This is a genomic window from Novispirillum itersonii subsp. itersonii ATCC 12639 (assembly GCF_000381985.1).
Classification (GTDB): Bacteria; Pseudomonadota; Alphaproteobacteria; order Rhodospirillales; family Rhodospirillaceae; genus Novispirillum; species Novispirillum itersonii.
Map to the genome: position 1 here is coordinate 197,117 of NZ_KB907337.1, position 15,781 is coordinate 212,897.

Here is a 15,781-nt window from a genome sequence, read left to right on the forward strand (position 1 = left end):
TGTGGAGGCGGGTAAGTACGGAGGAGGAAACCGCCGGGCACCGACGGGATGAGGGACAAGAGGAAGAGGATGGCGGTGCCGAACAAGGGCTCAGCCCGGGATGCCGGGCGGGAAACCGCCGCCGCCGGGGGGCCGTCGCCGTGGCTGGTGCTGGCGGTGACCACCGTGATGCAGGCCCTTATTTCGGGTGCCGCGCTGACCCCGCCGGTGTTTGCCACCAAGGCGGCGGCGGATATCGGCTTTGATTCGGCATTGGTTGGGTTTTATACGTCTTTGGTCTATCTGGGGGCGATGCTGGCAACGCTGTTTGCCGGGTCTGTTGTCAGCACCGTGGGGGCCATGCGGGTCAGCCAGATCTGCCTGTTGCTGTCCGGGGCCGGACTATGGGGGCTGGCGAGCGGGCTGGCTGTTCCGGCGGTGATCGCGGCGTTGGTCATTGGGTTTGGTTATGGTCCGGCAACGCCCGCCAGCTCCCACATGCTGGCGCGGACGACCCCGCCGGAGCGGCGCGGTCTGATTTTTTCGATCAAGCAGACCGGGGTGCCTTTGGGTGGGGTTCTGGCGGGAACGGCGGTGCCGTGGCTGGTGTTGTCCCTGGGGTGGCAGGCGGCGGCGGGGGTGATCGGGGCTGCTGCTGTGGTTCTGGCTGTCTTGGTACAGCCGCTGCGCCCCCCGCTGGACCGGGAGCGGCAGCGGAAAGCCGGGGCACTGTTCCGGCGCAGCGGATGGGCCGCGCCGCTGCTGCTGGTCTGGGGCCGCCGGGATCTGAGGATGATGGCGCTGGCCTCGTTCTGTTTTGCGGCGGTACAGCTGTCTTTTTCTGCGTATCTGGTGACCTATCTGGTTGACCGGATCGGGTATCCGCTGATCGTTGCCGGGGGTATTTTTGCTGCGGCGCAGGTGGCGGGCAGTGTTGGCCGGATTGTATGGGGTGCTCTTGCAGACCATTGGTTTGGCGCCCGAAAAATGCTAACAATTTTATCTATTGTGATGACCGTCACAGCGTCAGGATGTGCTTTCTTTTCCAGTGAGTGGCCTGTTTTTGCAGTCAGTCTGGTGGCGTTGACCTTCGGGGCGTCGGCCATTGGCTGGAACGGGGTTTTTCTGGCAGAGGTTGCCCATCTTACCGGCCCGGCTGATGCGGCAAGGGCCACCGGAGGGGCTCTGGCCTTCACCTATGCCGGGGTTGTCTGCGGTCCGTCGCTGTTCGGGGTGATGATCAGTCTGACGGGCGGGTATGTACCGGCGTTTCTGTCCAGTGCCGTGGTGGCGGCGCTTGGTGGGCTGCTGGTGTTGATGGTACGGTCTGGAAAGAGCTCCGGCGCCGCAGGAGATGGACACAACAGGAAAGCAGGCTGACTGCGATGATGCTGGTTCTGAGCACTGATTTTGGTCTTGAAGGCCCCTATCTGGGGCAGGTGCGGGCTGTTCTGGCGGCCAAGGCGCCGGGTATTCCGGTGATTGACCTGTTTGCGGATCTGCCGACCTATCAGCCGCGGGCTGCCAGCTTTCTGCTGCCGGCTTATACCCGCAATCCGTTCCCGGTCGGGACGGTTCACGTCTGCGTCGTTGATCCGGGTGTAGGGACCGAGCGCCGGGCAGTGATCGCCCGGGTTGACGGGCGCTGGTATGTTGCCCCGGATAACGGCCTGCTGCATGCGGTGATCGCCACCGCCCAGCGGGCTGAGGCGTGGGAGGTGCTGTGGCGGCCGGAACAGGCCAGCCCCTCTTTCCATGGCCGTGATATTTTCGCCCCGGTGGCAGCGGCTTTGGCCTGCGGTGTCAAGCCGGGGCAGGCAAATCCGCTGCAGGTGGCGGCGATTGATCCGCAGTCCCTGTGCAATCCGGATTGGTCGACCCGGCTGGCGGAGGTCATCTACTTTGACCGCTTTGGCAATGCGATGACCGGCCTGCGCGGGGATAGCTGCGCACCGGACCGGGTTCTCTCGATCCGTGGGCGGTCGCTGCCCTTTGCCCGGACCTTCGGGCTGGTCCCGCCGGGGCAGCCGTTCTGGTATGTCAATTCCAACGGTCTGGTGGAAATTGCCGTCAACGGTGGCTCAGCGCGGGATTCGCTGGGGCTGGTGGTCGGTGACCGGATTGATTGGAAAAGTACATAAAATTTGATATGTGATGGTTTTGCTTTCTAAATAATTCCAGAGAGCAGTTAATGGTTTTCTGACGGTCGGGGTGGGCCGTCTCCTTTGGTCTCGGGGTAGGTGACATGGCATTCAAGGTCAAGTTCTGGGGGGTCCGTGGCAGCATCGCCTGTCCTTCGCCGAATCATGTGGTGTATGGGGGCAATACCTCCTGCATCGAAGTGACAGCCGGCGACGTGCACCTGATTCTTGACGCCGGAACCGGGATTCGGGGGCTGGGCAATGAGTTTATCCGGCAGGGCCGGACCAACAGCGCGCTGCTGCTGACCCATACCCACTGGGATCACATCAACGGCTTCCCCTTCTTCTCACCGATTTTCTGCCAGCCGATGACCCTTGATATCTATGCGGGCCATCTGTCTGACTGTGGCGGTATTCAGCAGGTCTTTGCCAGTCAGATGGCGACCCCGATGTTCCCGGTGCCTCTGGAAGCCTTGCAGGCGACCCTGCGGTTCGTCGATTTCCGTTCCGGTGAGACCCTGCGGTTTGGCGAGGATGTGGTGGTACAGACCGCCCCGTTGAATCATCCCAACGGGGCGACCGGCTACCGCATCAATTACAACGGACATTCCGTCTGCCTGATCACGGATACCGAGCATGTGCCGGGGCAGCCGGATCAACGGATTCTTGATCTGATTGAGGGGGCTGACCTCGTCATCTACGACAGCACCTATACCGATGATGAGTTTGCGGCCAAGGTCGGCTGGGGGCATTCTACCTGGCAGGAAGGCGTGCGCCTGTGCCGGGCGGCCAATGTTCACCGGCTGGCAATTTTCCACCATGACCCGGATCATGATGATGAGTTTATGGAGCGGCTGGAGGATCAGGCCCGGCGGATGTGGGACCGGGCGCTGGTTGCCCGCGACAATATGGAACTGACACTGGACTGAGCTGTTCTTTTCCAGAAGTCCGTTCCCGCAGATCTTTCCCCCTCTCCGGGGGATTTTTACTCCGCAGGCTTTGTGAATGAAAAAACCGCTGCACCGGCAGGGCAGCGGTTTTCGTTCTTGTGATGCCGTTCCGGAAGCCCTGTGTCAGCGGGGTTGCAGCCGGACCACCACCCGCCGGTTAATTTCCTGATTCTGCGGCAGCGGGTCGCCATAAGGGCCACGGTTGGGCACTTTGGGGGCGGTATCGGCCAGCCCGACAGCCCGCATACGGCTGGGGTTGATGCCCTGATCCTCAAACAGCCGGATGATGCGCGATGCCCGGGCCGCCGACAGTTCCCAGTTGCTGGGATATTTCTCGGTGCGGATCGGGGTGTCGTCGGTATGGCCTTCAATGGCGATCTGGAAGCCGTTGAAGCGCTCGGCCTTGATGGTGTCGGCCAGCTGGATCAGGGTATCCATCGCCTCCGGCCGGAATTCCGCCGATGCCAGCTCGTAGAAAGAGGTTGCGGCCATCTCCAGAGACACCCCGGCAGAATCTTTGCCGATGCTGATGGCATCGTCGAGCTTCGTGCCCTTCATATTGTCACGGATGGTCTGGCGCAGTTCCTCAATCGGGGTTTCCACTTTGCGGTCACTGAGGGATTTGGTCATCCCGGCAGAAACCTCTTCATATTTGGCGCTGTCGATTTTTGACATCGACAGCAGCAGGATGAAGAACACCAGAATCAGCGTCACCATATCGGCGAAGGTCGCCATCCAGCTTTCATCCTCCGGCGGAGGCTTCGGCGGGGCAAGCTTGGTGTTGTCGAACATGACGGTCCTCCCTCAGCCCGGCATCACTTCTGCCGCACTCTGTCGATGCTGAAGTGCAGGGCGGGGTCGAGGAACGCGTTCATCCGGTCCTGAATGTAGCGGGGGCTTTTACGCTCGGCCAGCAGGGCCAGACCTTCCGCGACCAGATAGTTACGGAAGCGCAGGATTTCTTCCCGCTGCTGCAGCTTGGCGGCAGCGGGCAGCAGCAGAAAGCGCGCAAACAGAATGCCGTACAGGGTGGTGATCAGGGCCACCGCCATGCCGGGGCCCAGCTTGCTGGGGTCCGCCATGTTGTCGAGCATGATGACCAGGCCGACCAGCGTGCCGATCATCCCGAAGGCCGGGGCGGTGCCGCCCATGTTGCGCAGGATGTCGGCGATCACCACATTGCGGGTGAAGGTGGTCTCAATAGTGGTCGAAAGGATTTCACGCACTTCCTGCCCGGTATAGCCGGAAATCACCAGATCAATCCCGAAGCCGACAAAGCGGTCGTCGCGCCGCACCTTATTGGCGTCAGCCTCCAGCCCCGGCATGCCGGATTTCTGGATGATGTAGCCCCAGCGGATCACCCGGCCCACTTCATGGGTCAGAATCGCCCGGTTGACCTTGCTGACGAACAGGATGGACTGCATCCGCCGCAGCGCCAGCAGGACATAGCGGGCCTCGTACGAGACGAAGGTGGCGGCCAGGGTGCCCCCGACAACCATCACGAAACTGGGCAGGTCAAGAAAGACCGTCACCTTGTTCGTGCTCAGCAGGATCGAACCGACAAACAGCACGATGCTGAAAAGGACGCCAAGCAAGGTAGGCAGTGACATTGGAAAACCCTGTAAACGCACCGTAAAGCCGCTCAGTACGGTGTCTGAGGCCAGAGTGAACGAAACTGTGCGGCGGCGCAAGCCCGGCTAAGGAAATTTAACCCCCCGGTTGGGCTGTTTTACCGCTCCCGGAAGGCCTCGTGCTTCAGTTTCAGCACCGGTTTGACCAGATAATGCAGGACAGACCGCGTTCCGGTATGGATATCCACCGTTGCTTCCATCCCCGGTGAGATCACATAGGTGTCCGGCACGTCCCCCAGCCAGTACTTTTCCGGCTCCACCACCACCCGGAAGTAGGGCGGTTTGCCTTCGACCACGGTCGAATCCGGGGCGACCAGAATCACCTTTCCCTTCAGGCCGCCGTAACGGGCATAATCGTAGGTTGAAATTTTGACGGTTGCCTCCTGCCCGATGCTGACATAGCCCCGGTCCATCGGGTTCAGTTTGGCTTCGATCACCAGATTGTCTTTTGACGGGACGATATCCATGATCGGTTCGCCCGGTTTTACCACCCCGCCGATGGTGCTGATCCGCATGTTTTTGACCACGCCTTCAATCGGGCTGCGGATTTCGGTGCGGGTCTGCTGTTCGGTGGCCTTATTCAGCAGTTCCGTGTTGCGGGCGATGTCCAGTTCGGTCTGGCTCAGCAGTTCCCGGGCTTCACGCTTGAACTTCAGGCTCGCTTCGGTGGCGCGGCCACGGGCTTCTTCCAGCGAGGCGTTGATCCGGGGCAGGGCAGCTTCAATCTGCGACAGTTCCCCGCTGATCTGTTCGGCTTCGGCCTGAAGCTGGACGTGATCCATCTTGGCGGTCAGCCCATCCTTCAGCAGATCGGTGGACATCGCCAGCCGTTGCCGGGACAGGCCCAGATTGGTGGTCAGGTTGCGCTGACGGACAGTCATTTCCCGCAGTTCCCCTTCCCGCTGGCGGACCTGTTCCGCCATGACCCGCAGGGTGGCTTCCAGTTCCCGGCGGCGGGCGGAGAAGGTTTCGGTTTCGGTCGCGACCAGCTGGGGGCGGCGGCTGGCGGCTTCCCGGGGGAAGACGGGCTGGGGGCTGCCATCGGCTTCGGCCTGCAGCCGGGCCCGGGTCAGGGTCAGGCCGTCGATCCGTACAGCGATTTCTTCCCGGCTGGCGGCAACGTTGCCAAGGTCCAGCTGCATCAGGGGGGCACCTTCCCGCACCAGTTCCCCTTCGCGGACGTAAATGTCGGTGACCAGACCGCCTTCAAGGTGCTGGACAACTTTTACCTTGCCCTGTGGCGCCACCTCTCCGGTGGCAACAGAGACCTCATCCAGCCGGGCAAACCCTGCCCAGACCAGAAATGCGGCCAGAAACAGCATGATCACCCAGCCCAGCCGCCGCAGGCCGGTTGCCTGCGCGGTGGAAGCCAGTGCATCAAGACGTGCGGAGCCGGACGGCGGGGCGGGCATCGGGGTCGGGGTATCGGTCATCGCGCTCAGGCTCCGGGTGCGGAGGGCGTGGGGACGGAGGGGGCAGCAGCGGCGGGGCCGGTGGCGGGCTGAGGCGGCTGACCGCCCCGGCTGAGATACCCCATCACATCGGCGGAGGGGCCGCTGACAGCAATTTTCCCCTGATCCATCACAATAATGCTGCGGCAGGCCGACAGCAGGGTCGGGCTGTGGGTGACGACGATCACGGTACGGTCCTGCGACAGCCGGACCAGAACGTCGCGCAGGTGTTCTTCCGCCTGCCGGTCAAGGCTGCCTGAGGGTTCGTCGAGGATCAGGACCGATGGTTTGCCCATCAGGGCCCGGGCAATCGCCAGCCGCTGACGGATGCCGCCCGATAACAGGCTGCCCATTTCCCCGACATCGGTGGCGTAGCCGTCCGGCAGGTTGACGATATACTGGTGGGCTCCGGCCAGCGTTGAGGCTTCCAGAATATCCGCGTCGCTGATGCCGGGGTGGGCGCGGGTCAGGTTGTCGCGGATACTGCCGCTGAACAGCACGCAGTCCTGCGGCACATAGCCGATCCAGCCTGCCAGTTCCGCCCGGGTGAACTGTGACAGGTCGGCCCCGTCCAGCAGCACCCGCCCGTCTTCGGGGGTATACAGGCCCAGCAGCAGTTTCAGCAGTGTGGTTTTGCCACAGCCGTTGCGGCCCATGATCGCGGTGATGCCACCGGGCCGGAACGAGTATTTGACGGCGTTGATGGTTGGCACCGTCTCTGCGCCATACCGGAAGGTAATACTGTCTGCGGTCAGGGCCCCGCTGGGGCGTGGCAGGCTCAGGCTGCTGGTCTGGCGGTCTTCCGGCTGGCTGAACAGATCGCCCAGACGGCGGGCGGATTGCCGGAACCCCTGCAGGGTCCGCCATGCCCCCACCAGCTGGTTGAAGGGGCCGATCATCCGCCCCGACAGCATGTTGGCGGCGACCAGTGCCCCCATCGACATCTTCTGGTCAACAATCGCCAGCGCCCCGACCGTGGTCATCAGTACCGTGGTCAGGGTGGTGACTGCCAGCGCCATGTTGACGAAGCGGTCAGAACTCTGGCCCCGCTCGAGGGACCGCTCAATACTTTCTGCCTGCCGCTCTTCCCACAGGGGCAGGATGCCGCGCTCCAGCGCCAGAGCCTTGACGGTGGTCCGGCCCATGACGGTTTCCGCCATCATCACGTCGCGGCTGACCTTGCGGCCCCGTTCCTTCACCGCTGCCGATCCGACCGCCCGCGCGGACAGGATGGCGATCACCAGAAAAGCCACCAGCGCCCCGACCAGAACCCAGGCCACCGGCATGGCGATGACAAAGATCAGGGCCAGAAACAACAGCGTGAACGGCAGGTCGAACAGCAGCACCACCGTCGGGCCGGACAGGCAGTTCCGCAGGACTTCAATATCCTGAAAGGTCTGCTGCCATGCTGCCGTCGGGCGGGATTCCAGCGTGCGCAGCGGCAGCGACAGCACCTTGTGGAACAGGCGGCGGCCAACCGTGACATCCACCTGCACCGCGACGCCCTGCATCACCCGGGCCCGCATCTGCCGCAGGGTGAAATCAAAAATCACCACCAGTCCCATCCCGATCACCAGCCCGGTCAGGGTGGACAGACCGGCCTGCGCCACCACCCGGTCATAGACCTGCATGACGAACACCGGGCCCGCCAGCGCCAGAATGTTGATGAACAGCGAGGCGGACAGCAGATCCCGGGTGACCGGCAACAGCGGGCGCAGCACCGTGTCGAACCACGATTCGGGGGGTGGGGTGAGGGAGGAGGGGGAGGACATGGAAAGGTGGCTTCCGTCATGCTGCTCCGGGCCGGGAGTCCGGGCGGATCGCGGATCAAGGATATCGGCCGATCCTGCCGTGTCGGGCCTTGTCTGTCCACGGTGCTGTGCCTGAATGTCAACGGCTTGAAACAGATGTATTTCCGCTCTTGCCGTTATGGGCGTGGACGGGCAGGGTGGGCGGATATGCCGACTGCTGTCGGTTCCCCCCGCTTCGGCCTGATGCCGGGGGTGATCTGCTGACAAGGCCGGGACAGGGCCTGACCGGGGACTGGGAATGAAAAGTTTGATCAGCCGCCTTGGCAGAGGTGGGGCGGACCGGAAAGCAAAGCCGAACCGCCCGGCCGGGCCGAAGCCGCCGCTGTTGCGGCGGCTGGTGCGCAGCGTGTTTGGCCGTGGCCGGGGGATTGGCCTGCTGCTGCTGGCGGCCATGATGACCATCGGGGTGTGGGAGCCGGTGCCCCTGCAGTTTCTGCGGATCAAGACCTTCGACATTTACAATCAGATCAAGCCGCGTGAGGTGACTGAGCGCCCGGCGATGATTGTTGATATCGACGAGCGCAGCCTGTCGGAAATCGGGCAGTGGCCATGGCCACGCACGACGCTGGCCCGTCTGGTGGACCGCCTGACCCAGATGGGGGCGGTGGTGATCGGCTTCGATATTGTCTTCTCCGAGCCGGACCGCATGTCGCCGGGGGCAATCGCCGGTGAGCTGCCGGGGCTGGATGACGCGGCCCGGCAGGCGCTGGAAGGGTTGCCGGATAACGATTCCGTTCTGGCGCAGATGATTTCCCGCAGCCGTGTGGTTCTGGGGCAGTCCCTGCGGAGCGAGGCGATGCCGGTGACCGGGCGCGAGAACGTCCCCCAGCATTCAATCGGCGAACGCGGCGGGGATCCCCGCCCGTGGCTGGAACAGCATACCGGTATCGTGCGGAATCTTGAGGTGCTGGAGGAGGTGGCCGCCGGGCGCGGCATCTTTAATTCAGCGATGGAGCTGGACGGTATTTCCCGCCGCCTGCCGATGATGGCCAACGTCAACGGCACCATTGAACCTGCCCTGAGCGTGGAGATGCTGCGGGTGGCGACCGGCAACCGCTCCACCGTGATCCGGATGTTTCCGTCCGGGGGGGTGGAAGGGGTGCTGGTCGGAAAAAGCCTGCTGAAAACGGACGAGCGTGGCCGGGTGTGGGTCTATTTCTCCCGCCATGATCCGGCCAAGTACATCTCTGCGGTGGATATTCTGCGCGGCACGGTCGATCCGGCCAAGGTGGCCGGGCGGCTGATTCTGGTCGGGACATCGGCGGTGGGGCTGCTCGATATCCGCTCAACCCCGCTGGATTCGGTGATCCCCGGGGTTGAGGTGCATGCCCAGATTCTGGAGAACGTGCTGGGTGGTACCCAGTTGCAGCGTCCGCAGGGGGCGCGGCTGATTGAAATACTGGGGGCTCTGGCCGCCGGTCTGCTGATGGTGGTGCTGGTGCCGCTGGCCGGGGCCCGCCTGACCGTGATCATTCTGGCTTTGGCAATCGGGGTCATGGCCGCCGGATCATGGTGGTTTTTTGACACCCAGAAGATGCTGATTGACCCCGTTTATCCGGCCCTGTGTTCCTTGCTGCTGTATATGATGCTCACCTATTCCAATTACGCCCGCGAAGAGGCGGAACGGCGGCAGGTGCGTGATGCTTTCAGCCGCTATATGAGCCCGGCGCTGGTCGAACGGCTGGCGCAGGACCCCAGCCAGCTTAAGCTGGGCGGTGAAATGCGGGATATGACTCTGCTGTTCTGTGACGTGCGTGGTTTCACCACCATTTCAGAACAGTTTGACGCGCAGGGTCTGACCCGCCTGATCAACCGCTTCCTCACCCCGATGACCAACGTCATCCTTGACCGCCGTGGTACCATCGACAAGTACATGGGCGACTGCATCATGGCGTTCTGGAACGCCCCGCTGGACGATGACGACCACGCGGCTAATGCCTGCCGGTCAGCGCTGGCAATGATGGACACCATGGTGAAGGTCAACGTCGATCTGGAAAAAGAGTCGATTGAAGAAGGGCGTAAGCATATTCCGCTGAAGGTCGGGATCGGCCTTAACTCCGGGCAGGTCTGCGTCGGGAACATGGGGTCTGACCAGCGGTTTGACTATTCTGTTCTGGGTGACAGCGTTAATCTGGCGTCGCGTCTGGAAGGGCAGTCAAAGCCCTATGGGGTGTCGATCGTGATCGGTGAAAACACCTATCAGCGCGCCCCGGACTTTGCGGTGCTGGAGCTGGATCTGATCAAGGTGAAGGGTAAAACCCTGCCGGTGCGGATCTTTACCCTGCTGGGGGATGAAGCGTTTGCCAAAACCCCCGACTTTATAGCCCTGCGTCAGGTGCATGATCTGATGATCGCGGCCTACCGGGCGCAGGACTGGGACCGTGCGGAAGAGCTGTTGCAGGAATGTCGCCGCCTGAGTGACGGTCTGCATATTGACGGGTTCTATGATCTGTATGCGGACCGTCTGGCCGATTACCGGGTTAGTTCCCCCGGTGCGGACTGGGATGGTGTCTACGTGGCCACCAGTAAGTAAAATGTTCCGCACGTAAGACGTTCAGCGGCACAGAGACAGACAAAGGCCCGGCCCGCCCGCCGTTATGGGGGCGGGCCGGACTTTTTGCCAGACCTGTTCCGGCCATTGCGGTGCAAAAGCGGGCAGCCCCCGCAAAAACAGACAGCCCCCGCGCCGGGCGGACCGGGCGGGGGCTGCTTGCAGGGGCGGACTGTACTGAAGCAGACGGGTCAGTTGACCGGCAGGGCCAGATCCGCCTGTTCCCCGGTTTTCAGGGGCACGGCGGCATAGGTCGGGGTCAGTCGTCCCATCGCGAGAAGGGTCTGGAAGGCGGCAACGCGGGCGTCGTATGTGGCGGCCGCCAGATTGATGGCGGCGGTATAGACTTCGTTCTCAGCGTCCAGCACGTTCAGCGCAGTTTCCTTCCCGGCCTCGCGCAGCTTGCGGCGGGCATCAAGAACTTCGCTGGCAATGTTGACCGCGTTCTGGAGCAGGCCGACCCGCTCACGGGATGTCCGCAGGGTTTCCCACGCCACCCGGGCCTGTTCTTCCACCTTACGGCGGACATAGACCGCGTTGTTCTGGCTGCCGGCGTAGTCGTAAGACGCCTTGGCGGAGGCAGCGCTGGTCGCGCCGCCGTTGTACAGGTTCCAGTTTGCTTTCACGAGAACGGTATAATCGCGCCGTTCCCCGGTGACGGTATTCTTGTTGTTCTCGAAGTTGCTGGCAGCTTCCAGCGTGACCCGCGGCATATATTCGGCATCGACGGCATCGCGCTGTTCGGCAACGACCTGACTCTGCAGGGCCGCGGACCGGATCGACGGATGTTCCTGCACGGCAATGTCAACCAGCTCATTCACCGACTTGGGAAGGTCGGCGATCGGCGCATGGGGCACCGTCATCCGCCCGGTCTCCGGGGCATGGCCGAACACCTGTTCATAGGTGGCAATGGCCGCCTTCAGGGCCCCTTCAACCGCGATCCGGCGTTCCTTCGCCAGCTGCAGGCGGGTTTTGGCCTGAAGGACGTCAACGGCAATGCCAGATCCACGCCGGACCCGTTCATCTTCCAGATTCAGCTGGCGCTTGATGTTGTCCTCGTTGGTGCGGGACAGACGCAGCAGCTCCTGCTGACGGAGGACGTTGAGGTAGGCGCTGATCCCTTCGAACAGGACGGCCTGCTGGGTGGTGTTCAGCTCGTACTCAGCGCCGTTTTTCTGCAGCTTGGCGGCATTATACAGCGAGCTGGTCTGGCCACCGTCGTACAGAAGCTGACTGGCGACCACTGAGGCGACCTGACGGCCACGGTTGTACGGGTCGCCCTGAATATCGCGGCGGGCCGGGCTGTTGACATGCTCGTATCCGGCGTCGGAGGTCAGGTTGACGGTGGGGAGAAACCCTGCGAACGATTTGTTGACCGCTTCTTCCGACGCAGAGACCGTGTTCTTTCCGGCCTCGATCTTCGGGTGCTGGGTCAGCAGCCCCTGAAGTTCATCCGAGAGGGGGGCCGCGAAAGCCGGTGTGCCCGCCAGAGCCAGAAGTCCGGCCAGTGCAACCCCTCCGGTCAGGTGTCTTCCGTTCCGTAAAGTCATTGGTTCCCCTACCCAACAGGTGCCCGGTCCGGGCCTTTCTGAATACCCCCGCCGGGGCTTTTTAGGTCCGTCTTCCTGTCCGGCCGTCCGTATTCCGCCGGTTTCTGTCAATCCCCTTGCTACAGGATTTATGCCGGAAGGCGACGGGTTTCGACGGATCTTTCCGTCCCTTGCCGCAGGGCAGGGCAACGGGCCAGACAGTCGATGGCCGGTGTAATTCTCATACCAATAGTTTATTCGTCGAAATCAGTCAAATCCGACCTTTTTTGTCGGCAGGCCGACAACGCACTTTCTCATCACATTTTATCGCTTCAGACTTGATTGGAAACCTTATCCACGGAAAAAATAGGATGATACAGTGTCGTCTCCTTTTGTTGCCCGATGGACATCGTGACAGACCCTTTGACTCTTCATGCGCCACTCCTCCTGATTGCGGTATCAGCCCTTTTTCTGGTGATGTCGCGAGGTCTTGACGGAGACGGCGGGCCGCTCCGGCAGTGTGCGGTGGCGCTTGCCCTGCTGGCGGGCGGGGACGCTGTGACAGCGGTTTCCATGTCAATATATCAGGAAAATCAGCATGTTGTGGCAGCATGTCTTTCGGGGGTCTCTGCTGGCCTGATGACATCGGGTGCGGTTCTGTTCGTGATGGGGGCCCAGTCAAACCCCCTTAAGGTTTTACGACTTTTGCGGGTTCAGGCGTCGGCGTCGATGACGTCGTTCCTGCTGCTGATGCTGGTGGCAGCCCTGATTGCAGGAGTCGCGGCCCTGTTTCTGCCGGTTGCAATGGTCCCTTATGCTGCGGCATCGGTGGGGGCTGCTGCAGCCTATGGTGTTTATCAACATCTGTTGAAGCATGACCGGGCCGGGGCGGCGACCTACGCGGATGCCGGGGGCGCGGCCCCGTTCCTGCTGCTGCTGTGGTCTGCCGGCAGGGCGGTTATGGCCGTGCTGGCCCTGCCGACGGAACCTCTGGGGGCTGTGGTTGCTGCTGCGATGGCCCTGCTGCCGCCGGTTGCCCTGCTGCCGGTGCTGTACCGGCAGCTCACCCTGTGGCGGGAGGCTGCCGCCATCCGCTTTGCGCAGGCCGAGGAGCAGGGGCGGGACGATCTGCGGAAGGCCCGGCGGTTCCAGCACCTTCTGGAAACCCTGCCGGAGGCTTTTCTGGTCGTTGAGGCGGGCGGGGCGATCGTTGACGCCAACCGGCAGGCCGTGGCGCTGCTGGGGGACCGGCAGGCCCGGGCGGGGGGGCTTTGCGGGGCCCATGTTTCCGAATTCCTGCGGGAAGAGAGCGGGGCTGCCGCCGACTGGGCGGCGCTGCTGTCGGAAGAGGCGGTGTCCTGTGATTTCTCGGTCGCCGGAACGCACGATAGCGGCCATCTGCCGGTCCGGGCCGTGATGACCCGGACCGATTATGACGGCCACCCGCTGTGCCTGATGGTGCTGCATGACCTGAGCGAGGAGCGTCGCTCCGGGGCGATGAACGCCTTTCTGCATGAGCTGGACCGGACTGCGATTGCCGGTGGCAACCCGGAAGATATTCAGCAGCAGCTCTGTCACCAGATCTGTGACCTGTTCGGGCTGGCGGTGACGGTGATTGTCGTCCCGGACCGTCAGGGCGGGCTGGGGGTGCGCGGTGTTGCCGGGGCATCACCGGAAGCAATCGCGCACCTGCTGTCAAAGCCGGAATGGAACAATGGTGTCCTGCAGGATGTGATGCGCATGGGCGGGCGGCTTCTGCTGACCGGTCATGACAGTGGGTTGCCGGCGAGTCTGCCGGTTCCGCAGGACTGGCTGGTGACGCTGCCGCTGTGGGGACAGACCGAGGTGATCGGCTGTCTGATGGTTGCCGGAACCGGTCTGGCCCCTGATCAGCGCTCGCTGAAGCAGATGGATACGGTGTCGGCCCGTCTGGGCAATGCATTGCAGGTGATGCAGGACCAGACGCAGATGCGTCTTCAGGGTACGGCTCTGGCCGCTGCCGCCAATGCCATTTTCATCACCGATGTGCAGGGCCGGATTGAATGGGTCAATGCGGCCTTCACCCGCCTGTCCGGGTACGAGGCGCATGAGGTTCTGGGCAAGACCCCGGCTCTGCTGCGGTCCGGCATGCAGGATGATGACAGCTACCGCCGCTTCTGGGATACCATCAAGGGTGGCCGCGTCTGGCGTGGTGAAATGGTGGAGCGTCGCAAGGACGGCAGCCTGTACACGGTCGATCAGACCGTCGCCCCGATTCTGGACGAGCGTGACCAGATTGCCCACTTTGTGACCGTCCATGAAGACATCACCGAGCGGAAGCGGGCGGAAGAGCGCATCGCGTATCTGTCCAACTACGATACGCTGACCCGTCTGCCCAACCGGGTGCTGTTCCGCGACCATCTGTATCAGGCCGTCAATCAGGCCCGGAACAACCGTGGCTCTCTGGCGGTTCTGTTCGTCGATCTCGACCGCTTTTCCCGCGTTAACGATACGCTGGGGCACGATATCGGTGATCAGCTGCTGATGACCATCGCCTCGCGGATCAACGCTGTCGCCGCGCCGGAGGCCGACACCATTGCGCGTATCGGCGGCGATGAGTTCGCCCTGATCCAGAGCCGCCTGCCGAACACCGAGGCTGCGGCTTCGTTGGCCCGCAAGGTGATCGACGCGGTCAACCGCCCGGTCGATATTGGCGGTCTGGAGGTGCGGGTGGGCACCAATGTCGGTATCGCCATCTATCCGCAGGACGGCGAAGACCCTGACCACCTGATCAAGAATGCCGATATGGCGATGTACCGGGCGGTCCGGTCGGAATCGGAGAAGTGCTTCTTCTATTCCAACGAAATGAATGACGAGGCCCGGGCCCGGCTGGCGCTGGAAGGCGACCTGCGCCGGGCGCTGGATAATGGCGACCTGCGCCTGCACTTCCAGCCGCAGGTCGATGTCCGGTCCCGCCGGATTATCGGCGTGGAAGCCCTGCTGCGCTGGCAGCATGCGGACCATGGGATGATCCCGCCGTCGCGGTTTATTCCGGTGGCGGAGGATTCCGGCCTGATCCTGCCGATCGGTGACTGGGTGATCGAAGAGGCAATCCGGCAGAGCCGGGTGTGGCAGGATGCCGGGTTGCCGCTGATCACGGTTGCCATCAACATTTCGGCGGTGCAGTTCCAGCAGGGGACGCTGGTGCGCCAGGTCGGGGATGCAATTGCCAGAAGTGGCGTAGACCCCTCGCGGATTGAGCTGGAGCTGACCGAAAGCATGCTGATGCAGGATGCGCGGGAGGCGATCCGCACACTGGAAGACCTGTCGGGTCTGGGGGCTAAGCTGGCGATTGACGATTTCGGTACCGGCTACAGCTCGCTGAGTTATCTCAAGCAGTTTCCGGTGGACCGCCTGAAGCTGGACCAGTCTTTTGTGCGGCAGATGACGACCAACCATTCCGATGCGGTCATTGCCCGGGCCACCATTAATCTGGGGCACAGTCTGGGGCTTGAGGTCATCGCCGAAGGGGTCGAGACCGAGGATCAGTACGAATACCTGCGGGCGGAAGGCTGTGACGTGGTGCAGGGCTATCTGTTCGGCAAGCCGATGGCCCCGGATGATCTGGCCGCGGTTCTGCGCTATTCCGGCCCGGGGGGCAGCGTTGCCGCCGGGCGATTGCCGGAGGGGGTGGGGGTTCCCGCTCTTTGACGGTCTTCCGGAGGGGGGAGCCTCTTCCGGCAGGGTGAAACAAACAGC

The 15,781-nt window shown here is 62.8% G+C and carries 10 protein-coding genes; 5 read left to right on the forward strand and 5 right to left on the reverse strand.

Features of this window, described 5'->3' with window-relative positions; all coding sequences use genetic code 11:
• The first annotated feature begins 69 nt into the window (after positions 1-69).
• From G365_RS0100915 to G365_RS0100925, 3 genes are all read left to right on the forward strand, one after another.
• On the forward strand, positions 70-1,359 hold the full coding sequence (locus G365_RS0100915) for an MFS transporter (RefSeq protein ID WP_019643616.1): 1,290 nt from the start codon (positions 70-72) through the stop codon (positions 1,357-1,359).
• A 5-nt stretch (positions 1,360-1,364) separates the two neighbouring features.
• Positions 1,365-2,120 (forward strand): SAM hydrolase/SAM-dependent halogenase family protein, encoded by a 756-nt coding sequence (locus G365_RS0100920; protein WP_019643617.1) that lies wholly within the window; start codon positions 1,365-1,367, stop codon positions 2,118-2,120.
• 104 nt (positions 2,121-2,224) lie between these two features.
• Entirely contained in the window at positions 2,225-3,049 is an 825-nt protein-coding gene (locus G365_RS0100925) for an MBL fold metallo-hydrolase (protein WP_019643618.1), read from the forward strand.
• Positions 3,050-3,193: 144 nt separating this feature from the next.
• Here the strand turns inward: G365_RS0100925 and G365_RS0100930 are convergent, their stop codons facing one another.
• The 4 genes from G365_RS0100930 to G365_RS0100945 form a co-directional block, all read right to left on the reverse strand.
• Positions 3,194-3,862: an OmpA/MotB family protein gene (locus G365_RS0100930; protein ID WP_019643619.1), complete on the reverse strand. Its 669-nt coding sequence runs from the start codon at positions 3,860-3,862 to the stop codon at positions 3,194-3,196.
• Positions 3,863-3,885: 23 nt separating this feature from the next.
• A complete protein-coding gene (locus G365_RS0100935; protein WP_019643620.1) occupies positions 3,886-4,680 on the reverse strand; it encodes a motility protein A in 795 nt (264 codons plus the stop codon).
• Between the two features lie 119 nt (positions 4,681-4,799).
• Positions 4,800-6,134, reverse strand: coding sequence for an HlyD family type I secretion periplasmic adaptor subunit (locus G365_RS0100940; protein ID WP_019643621.1), 1,335 nt, complete (start codon positions 6,132-6,134; stop codon positions 4,800-4,802).
• A gap of 5 nt (positions 6,135-6,139) precedes the next feature.
• A complete protein-coding gene (locus G365_RS0100945) occupies positions 6,140-7,924 on the reverse strand; it encodes a peptidase domain-containing ABC transporter (RefSeq protein WP_019643622.1) in 1,785 nt (594 codons plus the stop codon).
• A gap of 277 nt (positions 7,925-8,201) precedes the next feature.
• Here G365_RS0100945 and G365_RS0100955 point away from each other — a divergent pair, with 277 nt between their 5' ends.
• The gene (locus G365_RS0100955) at positions 8,202-10,496 is read left to right on the forward strand and encodes a CHASE2 domain-containing protein (protein WP_019643624.1); all 2,295 of its coding nucleotides are present in this window, start codon (positions 8,202-8,204) and stop codon (positions 10,494-10,496) included.
• A gap of 209 nt (positions 10,497-10,705) precedes the next feature.
• On the opposite strand, the gene G365_RS19785 is transcribed toward G365_RS0100955, so the two are convergent.
• Positions 10,706-12,064 (reverse strand): TolC family outer membrane protein, encoded by a 1,359-nt coding sequence (locus G365_RS19785; protein WP_019643625.1) that lies wholly within the window; start codon positions 12,062-12,064, stop codon positions 10,706-10,708.
• Positions 12,065-12,646: 582 nt separating this feature from the next.
• Here G365_RS19785 and G365_RS22550 point away from each other — a divergent pair.
• Positions 12,647-15,733, forward strand: a complete 3,087-nt coding sequence (locus G365_RS22550) for a bifunctional diguanylate cyclase/phosphodiesterase (protein ID WP_169545018.1) — start codon at positions 12,647-12,649, stop codon at positions 15,731-15,733.
• Positions 15,734-15,781: the final 48 nt, after the last annotated feature.

Coding starts and splice junctions, on each gene's coding strand:
- G365_RS0100945 (WP_019643622.1), bottom strand. CDS start 7,924: ATGTCCTCCCCCTCCTCCCTCACCCCACCCCCCGAATCGTGGTTCGAC.
- G365_RS0100920 (WP_019643617.1), top strand. CDS start 1,365: ATGATGCTGGTTCTGAGCACTGATTTTGGTCTTGAAGGCCCCTATCTG.
- G365_RS0100925 (WP_019643618.1), top strand. CDS start 2,225: ATGGCATTCAAGGTCAAGTTCTGGGGGGTCCGTGGCAGCATCGCCTGT.
- G365_RS19785 (WP_019643625.1), bottom strand. CDS start 12,064: ATGACTTTACGGAACGGAAGACACCTGACCGGAGGGGTTGCACTGGCC.
- G365_RS0100935 (WP_019643620.1), bottom strand. CDS start 4,680: ATGTCACTGCCTACCTTGCTTGGCGTCCTTTTCAGCATCGTGCTGTTT.
- G365_RS0100955 (WP_019643624.1), top strand. CDS start 8,202: ATGAAAAGTTTGATCAGCCGCCTTGGCAGAGGTGGGGCGGACCGGAAA.
- G365_RS0100915 (WP_019643616.1), top strand. CDS start 70: ATGGCGGTGCCGAACAAGGGCTCAGCCCGGGATGCCGGGCGGGAAACC.
- G365_RS0100930 (WP_019643619.1), bottom strand. CDS start 3,862: ATGTTCGACAACACCAAGCTTGCCCCGCCGAAGCCTCCGCCGGAGGAT.
- G365_RS0100940 (WP_019643621.1), bottom strand. CDS start 6,134: ATGACCGATACCCCGACCCCGATGCCCGCCCCGCCGTCCGGCTCCGCA.